Here is a 10,399-nt window from a genome sequence, read left to right on the forward strand (position 1 = left end):
CGGGCTGCGGAGCCGGCTCCGGCGTCACGGCCGGGCTGTAGTCGCGCACGGGGCCACGGTCGTCATAACTGACGGGCTCCGTTGACGCCGTGACGGCGAACTCCAGGTCGTCGAACGACGCCGGCACGAATGCGGCGCCGCTCCGGGCGAGCCACACGAGGTATTCGACGTCGTAGGCGCGCGACTGCATGACGCTGCGGATGTGCCCCGGGATGTCGGCGACACGGACGTCCCTGACTTCCCCGTGACCCGCGGACAGCCACAGCCGCAGGCGCGCACGCTCGTCGTCGCCTGTGACGGCACGGAGGACGTCCCACTGAGCGTCACGCACGTTGCGGAGATCCTTCAGGAGCCCCGTCAGGCGACGCCAGGCGTCCAGGACTTCCCCGCCGGCTTCGATGGCAGCTTCCGCCGTCGTGACGTCGCTCAGAGCCTCCCCGGCGTCCTTCGCTGCGTCGAGGATCTCCCGGAGCCGGCCGTCAAGGTGCGCCAGGACGTCGGACGACAGGGAGTCGCGGAGATCCTCCGCATCCGCCTTCGTGCGCTGCTCCAGGTGCCGCAGGGCGACGGCCTCCGACTCCCACACGAGGGCATCGGCGTGCGCCTTCGCGGCTCGCTTCGCGTAGTCCGCGGGCCACTTCCCCGTAGCCGTAAACGTGGCCACGGCGTCGTTCTGGACGTCCGCCAGAGCCTCCGCGGGCGACTTCCCGCGAGGGAAGTCACGGCTCAGCTTGACGGCCGCCTCGTACCGCTTCTGCGCCTCCGCGACTTCGGGAACCGTCGCCCAAGCCTTCGTCAGCTCGATATTGGTGCTTGCTCGCATCGTCAGTCCTTCGTGTCAGGGAACGACAAAGGGCCCTGCTCACCTGGAGTCAGGGCCCTTCGGAAGTGCTCAGCGCGGGCGGCGTATCGCTCTCGCATGCGCCGTCGCTGAGGGTCGGGGTTGCTCGCGTACGCTTCACGGCGCTTCGCGTTGTAGCAAGTGGTGCAGTGCGGGCGGAATCCGCCTCGTCCTGCGGGATCCCATGGCCAGTGCTCCAGTGTCGCGGGGAGGACTTCCCCGCACGTCTGGCACGGCCGCTTGCCGGGACCGGGCACGTCAAGGGCGCGCATCGTGTCTCCGTCCGTGGTCTTCGTTCTACCGGTCGATTTCTCCGCATGGAAAAGCCCTCACCACCCGTGGAGTGACGGCGCGGAACTGCACGGCCCGAAGGAGGAGGCCGGCGCTCAACGCGCTCCCCGGAGGGACACGGGTGGTGAGGGCTGAGCAGGACGACGGAGAGAGGTCGTCGTCCCGCGGCGCGGGAGGCTCAACAGCTATTCCGGGGCCGGAGACTCCGCGATGCGACGAGGGGAGGGCGCCTGTGGGACGCCCTCCCCTTCTCTATGTAACCCGTGACATCAAGCGGCTTCGCCACCCGCCCGGCGACGTCGCTGACGCTCCCTGCCACGCGCACGCTCCCACGCCCCCGCACACGCCGGAGAGCAAAGCCTCCGCCACCGTCGGCGCTGTGCCGCGGGACGTCGCTGTGTGAACTCCTGTCCACACTCCAGGCACGGGCCGGACCACGTCTTCACGTCGCCGCACACCGTCACACGGCCCCCGTCGACGTCCCACGACGTCTCCTCCGTGGCCTGCGCCTGCCGTGCGGCGAACGCTGCCGCTATGGCGGGGTCCACCGTCACGGTTACTTCCCCGACGGCCGGCGGGACGATATCCACGGCCCGCCCGGACGGTCGGCGTCGCTTCGGACGCTCCTCCTCCGGCAGACCGGCGTCGTTCCAGTCCTCGAAGTGCCGTTCCCCGAACACCTCGTCGGGGACGTCGGCGAGCGGGTCATGCCCACTCAGGCCGCGCCACGGAGTGCGGCCGGGAGAGACGTACGATCCGTCGGCCTCCAGCTCCCGCGAGAGATGGGCAACGTCCTCCGCCTCGTAGGTGCGTCGGGTGTGACGGCGCACGGGCGTGCCAAAGTCGTCTTCCACAGTGATCCCCTTCGTCGGTGAGCCGCGGAGCGGCTTACGTAGGGGTAGTGGGGGAATTCAGGGCCGTTGTTACGCGCGACTCCTGACGGAGGCGCGGGGCCGAATTTACTACTCTGCGTGACAACGACACGGTGAGGCCGCGGACCGGCACCTGAAATGCAGTGACCCACGAAACGCGCCCTGGCGCCCCTCAGGAGCCATTGGGGGCCGGATGGGACTCCGGGACCCGTGGGGCCTGTGAGCGCGGCAGGCGGGCGCGTAGACCGCTTAACGGGCCTCCTCCACCTCCCACTCACCCCGTCGACGAGCCTCCACCCCTCGGCTCGCCGGACGTCAGTCAGGCTGCACGCCAAACCAACGAACTAACCCCCCATTCTCAAACTCTCTAACGCGCGTCGGAAGAAAATGAGATTGGGGGTTAGTTCGTTGGTTTGCATCCAGCTTGACCGCTCCATCAACGGAGGGTGACGAAGAGGCGGGAGATAGTAACGCTCCGCAGTCGCTAACTCCATGCATGACACACACGTCTCCGTCGGCCCTCCGCTCGTCGACGTCGAGGCGCGTCCAAACTGACCCGTCGACGAGGACGCGGGAACGACGAAGGGCGGCCCCCGAGTCGCCCCGGTGCCGCCACAATGTCACGCAGTGTCACTACACAGCCGGCAGGCTGACCCCTTCGGCCGCGACACGGGCGGCCTCCGTCTCGCACGGGGCGCACATCGACGGCACCCACGTGTTGCCGTCGAGGACCGGCTCCGCCCCTTCCTCGAAGCAGTGGCCACAGACCGTCGCGGGGTCGAAGGCGTAGACGAAGCCGGCGTCCACGCAGAAGACGTCAGCCTCCCGTGCCTCGAATCCGAGCACGACGCCGTTCACGCTGTCCATGTAGGAGTCGTGAAGGATGACGCCCTCGAACTGTGTGACGTCGACGTCGCGGCCGACAGCCACCGTCGCGTGCATCTGGAGACGGTCCGCTACGTCATAGGCGAAGGCAACCAGGTCGGCCAGGTCGTCGGCCGTGTCGGTGTTGCCGACGACGAGGAGCGTGTTCCGCGCGGGGGCTGTCCCGTCGACGCACGGGCGGTGCGCGAACACCTGGCAGCCGTCGACGACGTCCACGGGGATCACCGGGCCGGACTCGTCAGCACAGACGATGCAGGCCACGCCGGAGAGCTGAGCGGGGGTGTGTGCCATGATGGTTTCTCCTCTGTTGAGGACGAAAGCCCCGTGATCTGTCCAGGATGCTGCGGGGCTTTCGCCGTGTTCAGGCGGACGGCTGAGCGGTGACCCACTCGGGAGCGACACGGTCCCAAACCGGAGTCCTGTCGCCGCGATGCTTTGCGGGTACAGCTCGAAGTCGTTTGAGCGTCAGCGCAAGCAGGAGGCGTTTCGTCGGCAGATCCGCAGCGCCCCATGCGTCGGATAGCTCCTCAGGCTCCAGGAGCGGGGTTAGGTCAGCGTCGTGCGACAGATCGTCAATCTCCGCCCGGAGCGTCGCCAACTGCCCGTCGAGCGCAGCCTTCAACGTTTGGTAGCGACGTTCCCCGTCGTCACCTGTGAACGATCCGGTGACGTAGTAGGCGGTATCCAGCTTGTCTCTGCGCTCGGTGATGCCTTCAATCGCGGCTTTCGCCTCTTGGAGGCGCAGCCGGCGTGACGGGTCTTGGTGTCCGTACCACTCACGCGCAATCTTCATTAGGACGTCGACGTCGTATGGGTCCTCCGGGTCCAGCGTCGTCACCCACGTCTGCCACCGCTCCGTGACAGCCTCGTCGGCATCCGCAGCGTCGATGTACATCCCCTGGCACGCCTGCGGACCGCTCTCCGAGCGCCTGAGGCATCGGTACTGCTTGCCCCCGCGGACCATAGGGCCCTCACAGCGCCCGCACTTGAGGATCCCCGTTAGTAGCGACTGTGCCTGTCGGGTCCCTCGACGCTTACCGGCCTTCCCTGCGTTCGTAAAGCCCGGCGTCAGTTCGCGGGTGCGAGAGTTCAAAATGGAGACAATGCGGAGACGCTCCTCCGGCGTCACCACGCCGTCTCCTACACGCACGGGGTTCCCGTCAAGTCCCAACACGAGGTCGCCCGTCACGCGCCAGTACTCACGCCCGGTCTCAGGGTCCTCGACGCGCTCCTTCCGGTGCATGAGTCCCGCAGTGCCGGGAGTCCTCGCCCACGCGGCGACGGTACTTGCCCGCCACCGCTTTCCGCGCCGGGTGAGGTGACCTTTGGTTGTCGTCCACGCTGCAATACTCGCGGCAGACTCTCCACCCAAGAGTCGGTCCGCCATCTCACGTGCGATGGGGTACTCATCCGGGTGCCGAATGAGTTGCGCCGCGCGACGTCGAGAGTCATCAGGGAATAGCCTCTGCGACTTCAATCCGTAAGGCGCAGGGCCTCCGGGCCAGTGCCCCAACGGCCGGTGTGCCTCTTTCCCGATCCGAGTACGTACACCGATGTTGATTGCTTCGGATCGGGCTTGCTCAGCCGCTACCGCAAAGATGATCCGATGATTCGGGTTACGGGAATCAAGGGAATCCGCATACGCGCGGAGTGCCGCCCCAATGCGTTCGAAGTCATCGAGGACGATGCCGACGTGGCCCATTCCTCGTCGGCTCAGGCGGTCCAGCTTGTAAACCCATAGAGCGCCGGTCTCGCGTGACAGTACAGATGCGATGGCTGCGTCGAACTCTTCGCGCTTAACGCCTCGCTTTGAAGCGCTGACCTCTTCCCGCCACACCTTCCGTACGATCTTGCCCTCTTGCTCAATCGCCTTGCGGAGTACGTCCTCGTGGGCGTCCAACGTTGCCTTGTCGTCCATCAGCGTGGAGCGCCGAAGAAAGATGTCGGCGAGCCCCGACGGGTCCGCCGTCGTTGTTGTCATGGGCTAACCGTAGTTGAACAGGCTCCTGGACGAGAACCTGCGGGCGTTCAACGCGCGCGTGCCGTCGATCATCCAGTGGGACGACCACGAGGTCACCAACAACTGGTACCCGGGCGAGATCCTCACCGACGCGCGGTACACCGAGAAGCGCGTCGACGTGCTGGCCGCCCGTGCCCGGCAGGCGTTCTCGGAGTACTTCCCGATCTCGACGCTGCGCCGCCCCGACGGCCGCGTCCACCGGGTCCAGCACCACGGCCCGCTGCTCGACGTGTTCGTCCTGGACATGCGCACCTACCGGAACGCCAACTCCCCCGACGACCAGGGCGCCGACGACCAGGGCATCCTCGGCGAGGAGCAGTTGGCGTGGCTCAAGCGCGAACTGTCCCGCTCCCGAGCGGTGTGGAAGGTGATCGCCGCCGACATGCCGCTCGGCCTGGTCGTGCCGGACACCGGTGACGGCACGCCGAACATCGAAGCGGTCGCCCAGGGCGATCCCGGCGCGCCGCTGGGCCGTGAACTCCAGATCGCGGAACTGCTGCGGTTCGTCAAGCACCGCCGGATCACCGGCACGGTGTGGCTGACGGCCGACGTGCACTACACCTCGGCCCAGCACTACGACCCGTCGCGGGCCGCGTTCAAGGACTTCGCCCCGTTCTGGGAGTTCGTGTCCGGGCCGCTCAACGCGGGCGCCTTCCCGGCGAACACGCTCGACGGCACCTTCGGCCCGGACCGCGTCTTCGTCAGGGCCCCCACCACCGCCAACGTCTCCCCGGCGGGCGGTTACCAGTTCTTCGGCGAGGTCGACATCGACGGCGACAGCGGGGAACTGACCGTGCGGCTGCGCGAGCAGGACGGCACCGTGCTGTTCACCAAGTCGCTCCAGCCGGGCCTGGTCGGTCAGTGATCCCCGGGGCCTGAACTCCCTTATGGTGGAAGGCGCTCCGCGCACCGGCGTCATCTCCCGGTGCGCGGCGCTTTCGGCCGGGCAGGCGCCCGAGGAATGTAGAAGAATTAATAAAAAGGACATATACATCCTTTACCTGACAGTCACAAGCTGTTCGTGATCACGCAACACCGTTCCTTCACAGTGGCGGCATGACTCGAGACATGTCTGATGTGACGCGCGCGAAGCACGGCCGCCCAGTGCACCACTGGCGGCGGGACGTCGTGGAGCTGGCCGCGCTGTTCACGGCGGTCGCGGTGGCGGACATGGTCGCCAACCTCGTCGTGCACGGCCCGGACGGCCCACGACTGCTGGCGATCTCGGCGGCTGCCCTGGTCGTCACGGCCGGATTCCACGTCTGGTGGTCACGGCGCCACGGCCACGCACCGCCCACGGGTGATACCGATGCCCGGCCGCCCTCCACCGAGGCGCAGGCCGGGCCGTCCGCACTCCCCGACGGCGTCGCGCAGGAGAGCACCCTGTGGCGGATGCGGACGACGGTGAAGGACGCGCCGGGATCGCTGGCCGCGCTGTGCACGGCGCTGGCGGAGCACCGCGTCGACATCCTGAGCCTGCAGACGCACCCGCTGGGCGAGGACACCGTGGACGAGTTCCTGCTGCGGGCGCCCGGTTCGCTCCCCGCGGCAGGCATCGGCCGCGCCGTGGCGCTGGCGGGCGGCTCCCGCACCTGGATCGAACGCGCCGACGCCCACGACCTGGTCGACGCCCCGACCCGGGTCCTCGGTCTGGCCACCCGGACCGCCCTGGACGCCGCCGAACTGCCGCTCGCCCTGCGCCAGTTGCTGGGCCGCTGCACCATCCGTTCACTGCCCGCCGCGGTGCGGGGCGGGGGACGCGGGCCGGAGGGCGTGCCGGTGGAAGGCGTCCTGGAGGAGACCGTGATGCGCCTGCGGGCGCCGGAAGGTGGAGTGATCACCGTGGAGCGGCCGTACCTGCCGTTCACCCCGACCGAGTTCGCGCGGGCGCGGGCCCTGGTGGAGCTGGACGCCCGGCTGGGCCCGCGCGTCCCGCCGGGCCAGGACGTGCTGACACTGCCGGAGGGCAACGACATCACCGTGCGCCGGGCCGACCCCGGCGACCTGGCGGAGGCCAAGGCGATGCACGAGCGGTGCTCGTCACGCACCCTGAGCATGCGCTATCACGGGCCGGTCGGTGACGCAGACCGCTATCTCAACCACCTGCTCAGCCCCCGCTTCGGCCGCACCCTCGCCGTGCGGACGCCGTCGGGGCGCATCGTCGGCCTCGGCCATCTGCTGTGGGACGGCGACGAGACCGAGGTCGCCCTGCTCGTCGAGGACGAGTGGCAGCGGCGCGGGATCGGCGCCGAACTGCTCGGCCGGCTGGTCGCGATGGCACTCGAGGCGGGCTGCGAGAGCGTGTACGCGGTGACGCAGGCCTCCAACACCGGCATGGTCGCCGCCATGCGCGGCCTGGACCTCCCCCTCGACTACCAGATCGAGGAGGGCACGCTGGTCATCACCGCCCGCCTGGACACGGCCACGGCCGGCGCCCGGCGGTCGTACGGGCCGCTCGGGGAGCGGACCGCCCGCGACTGAGCCTGACGGCCGCCTCGCGCAGGCAGGGCCGGCGAACTCGAAGGGCCCGGCGACGCGCATGCCGCCGGGCCCTTCGAGCCGTCACGAGCAGCCGCCGCGCGCTGCCGAACGTCACCTCGCGGCGACCGGAGCCCCGTTCAGCGCGCCGTCCAGGTCCGCCCACAGGTCGTCGACGTCCTCCAGGCCCACCGACATCCGCAGCAGCCGGTCGCTCACCCCGGCGCCGCGGCGCTCCTGCGCGTCCACGATGCGGTGGCTGATGGACGCCGGGTGCTGGATGAGGGTGTCGACGCTGCCGAGGCTCACGGCGGGGGTGATCAGGCGTACGCCGGCGATCACCTCGTGCGGGTCGCCGTGCACCTCGAAAGCGATCATCGCGCCGCCGATCCGCGGATAGTGCACGCGGGCCACGCGCGGGTCGGCGGTCAGGCGGCGGACCAGTTCGGCGGCGGTCACGGAAGCCGCGCGCACCCGGACCGGAAGCGTCGCCAGGCCCCTCAGCAGCAGGTAGCCGGCCAGCGGATGCAGCACCCCACCGGTGGCGAAACGTATCTGCCGCAGCCGTCCGGCGAACTCCTCGTCGCAGGCCACCACACCCCCCAGGACGTCTCCGTGGCCGCCGAGATACTTCGTGGCACTGTGCAGCACCAGCCGCGCGCCGTCCTCGGCGGGGCGCTGCAGCACCGGTGTGGCGAACGTGTTGTCGGCGAGCAGCGGCACCGAGCCGCAGGAGTGCGCGACCGCCCGCAGATCCACCTCGGCGAGGGTCGGGTTGGCCGGCGACTCGACCATGACCAGGCCGGTGTCCGGGCGCAGCGCGTCCGCGATGCCGGCCGGGTCGGTCCAGGTGACCTCGGAGCCGAGCAGTCCGGCGGTCAGCAGATGGTCGCTGCACCCGTACAGCGGGCGGACCGCGACCACGTGCCGCAGCCCCAGGGAGGCGCGGGCCAGCAGCACCGCGCTCAGCGCGGCCATGCCGCTGGCGAACGCGACCGCGCTCCCGGTGCCCTCCAGCCGGGCCAGCGCGGTCTCGAAGCGGGCGACGGTCGGATTGCCGAGCCGGCCGTAGACGGGCGGGCCCTCCGGTTCGGCGCCGGTCGCCGCGAACGCGTCGATGCGGGCGGCCTCCGCGCGGCTGTCGTAGGAGGGATAGGTGGTGGACAGGTCGATCGGCGGGGCGTGCAGGCCCTGCCGGGCCAGGTCGTCGCGCCCGGCGTGCACGGCCTCGGTGGCCAGTGCGCGGGGCGCGGACGTGCGTACGCCGTCATCCGCACCTCCCTCGGTGGCCGGTGCGCCGGGCGCTCCGGACGTGCGTACGCCGTCGTACGCGTGCGTGCCCGCGGGGTCCGGGTACGCCTGAGTGCTCGCTGAGGCTGAGTCCATGGACGGCAGGGTGAACAACGGGCGGGCTTGGTGGTGCGGGGGCCGTGCTACGTTCGGCCGATGGCCGAATCCGTCGTACTCGACCCGGTGGACCTCCAGCTGCTGCGGCTGCTCCAGAACGACGCCCGGACGACCTACCGCGATCTCGCCGCGCAGGTCGGGCTCGCGCCGTCGACCTGTCTGGACCGGGTGACGCGGCTGCGCCGCTCCGGCGTGATCCTCGGAAACCGGCTGCGGCTCGATCCGGCCAAGCTGGGCCGAGGTCTGCAGGCACTGCTGTCCGTGCAGGTGAGACCGCACCGGCGGGAACTGGTGGGCCCGTTCGTGGAGCGCATCCGGGGACTGCCGGAAGCACTGACGGTCTTCCACCTCACCGGGCCCGACGACTACCTCGTCCATGTCGCCGTCGCCGACATGAGCGACCTCCAGCGGCTGGTCCTCGACGAGTTCACGGCGCACCGGGAGGTGGCCCGGGTGGAGACGCGGCTCATCTTCCAGCAGTGGGACTGCGGTCCGCTGCTCCCACCGACGACTTCGGCACAAACGCCGTGACGTGCGGCACCGCCTCGTACGAGGATGGTGCCCATGTCACAGACCAACAGCCAGCTGCCCCGCGAGGTCGCCGACGCCTATGTCGACGACTTCATCGCCCTAGACCCGGTGACCGGCACCTTCCTCGGCGTGCGGGAGAGTTCGAGCCGCCTGCCCGACTTCTCGCCGGCCGGCCAGGAGGCGCGCGCGCAGCTCGCGCGCGACACCCTCGCCAAGCTCGACGAGGCGGAACGCGCGCCCGGCGCGGACAGTGACATCGAGCGCCGGTGCGCACGCCTGTTGCGCGAGCGCCTCACCGCCCAACTCGCCGTCCACGACGCCGAAGAGGGCCTGCGCGAGGTCAGCAACCTCTCCTCGCCGGCGCACCATGTGCGCGAGGTGTTCACCGTGACGCCCACGGAGACGGACGAGGACTGGGCGGCGATCGCCGAGCGGCTGCGCGCGGTGCCGGCGGCGATGGCCGGCTACCGGGAGTCCCTGGCGCTCGGCCTGGAACGCAAGCTGTACGGGCCTCCCCGCCCGGCCGTCACCTTCGTCGGGCAGCTCACCGAATGGACGGACACCGACGGCTCGGGGCGCGGCTGGTTCGAGGACTTCGTCTCCGCCGGCCCCGAGGCGCTGCGCGCCGAACTGGACTCCGCGGCCCGGACCGCGAACGCCGCCCTCGCCGAACTGCGGGACTGGATGCGGGACGTGTACGTGCCGGCCGTGGACGGCGCCCCGGACACCGTCGGGCGGGAGCGCTACGCCCGCTGGGCGCGCTACTACAACGGCACCGACCTCGACCTCGACGAGGCGTACGCCTACGGGTGGGCCGAGTACCACCGGCTCCTCGCCGAGATGCGGAAGGAGGCGGAGAAGATCCTGCCGGGCGCCGCGACGCCGTGGGTGGCGCTCGCGCACCTCGACGAGCACGGCAAGCACATCGAGGGCGTCGACGCCGTCCGCGACTGGCTCCAGGGGCTGATGGACCAGGCGATCGACGCGCTGGACGGCACCCACTTCGAACTCGCCGATCCGGTCCGCAAGGTCGAGTCGTGCGTCGCGCCGCCCGGCGGCGCGACGCACGACTCG

7 protein-coding genes and 1 pseudogene are annotated in these 10,399 nt (G+C 70.0%); 4 read left to right on the forward strand and 4 right to left on the reverse strand.

The annotated features are described in order from the left end of the window. The 3 genes from BZL64_RS30635 to BZL64_RS30650 all read right to left on the reverse strand — a co-directional run. Positions 1-823 (reverse strand): hypothetical protein (locus BZL64_RS30635; protein ID WP_086772403.1); only part of this gene is annotated, 823 nt, incomplete at its 3' end. 1,814 nt (positions 824-2,637) lie between these two features. Next, positions 2,638-3,180, reverse strand: coding sequence for a hypothetical protein (locus BZL64_RS30645; RefSeq protein ID WP_086772405.1), 543 nt, complete (start codon positions 3,178-3,180; stop codon positions 2,638-2,640). A gap of 70 nt (positions 3,181-3,250) precedes the next feature. Beyond that, the gene (locus BZL64_RS30650; RefSeq protein WP_086772406.1) at positions 3,251-4,870 is read right to left on the reverse strand and encodes a recombinase family protein; all 1,620 of its coding nucleotides are present in this window, start codon (positions 4,868-4,870) and stop codon (positions 3,251-3,253) included. A 22-nt stretch (positions 4,871-4,892) separates the two neighbouring features. Here BZL64_RS30650 and BZL64_RS30655 point away from each other — a divergent pair. Both BZL64_RS30655 and BZL64_RS30660 read left to right on the forward strand, forming a co-directional pair. Next, positions 4,893-5,774: pseudogene (locus BZL64_RS30655) on the forward strand (alkaline phosphatase D family protein); the annotation flags it as partial. A 203-nt stretch (positions 5,775-5,977) separates the two neighbouring features. Next, complete coding sequence (locus BZL64_RS30660; protein ID WP_244205569.1) at positions 5,978-7,390, forward strand: GNAT family N-acetyltransferase; 1,413 nt, start codon at positions 5,978-5,980, stop codon at positions 7,388-7,390. Positions 7,391-7,501: 111 nt separating this feature from the next. Here BZL64_RS30660 and BZL64_RS30665 read toward each other — a convergent pair whose 3' ends face one another. Beyond that, complete coding sequence (locus tag BZL64_RS30665; protein WP_244205571.1) at positions 7,502-8,773, reverse strand: trans-sulfuration enzyme family protein; 1,272 nt, start codon at positions 8,771-8,773, stop codon at positions 7,502-7,504. Positions 8,774-8,833: 60 nt separating this feature from the next. On the opposite strand from BZL64_RS30665, the gene BZL64_RS30670 reads away from it, so the two are divergent. Continuing rightward, positions 8,834-9,325: an Lrp/AsnC family transcriptional regulator gene (locus BZL64_RS30670; RefSeq protein WP_086772407.1), complete on the forward strand. Its 492-nt coding sequence runs from the start codon at positions 8,834-8,836 to the stop codon at positions 9,323-9,325. A gap of 33 nt (positions 9,326-9,358) precedes the next feature. Beyond that, positions 9,359-10,399, forward strand: a 1,041-nt coding sequence (locus BZL64_RS30675; RefSeq protein ID WP_143663354.1) for a DUF885 domain-containing protein, incomplete at its 3' end; no start/stop codon positions are given.

It is taken from the genome of Streptomyces bobili (assembly GCF_002154575.1).
In the GTDB taxonomy this organism is placed as follows: domain Bacteria; phylum Actinomycetota; class Actinomycetes; order Streptomycetales; family Streptomycetaceae; genus Streptomyces; species Streptomyces bobili.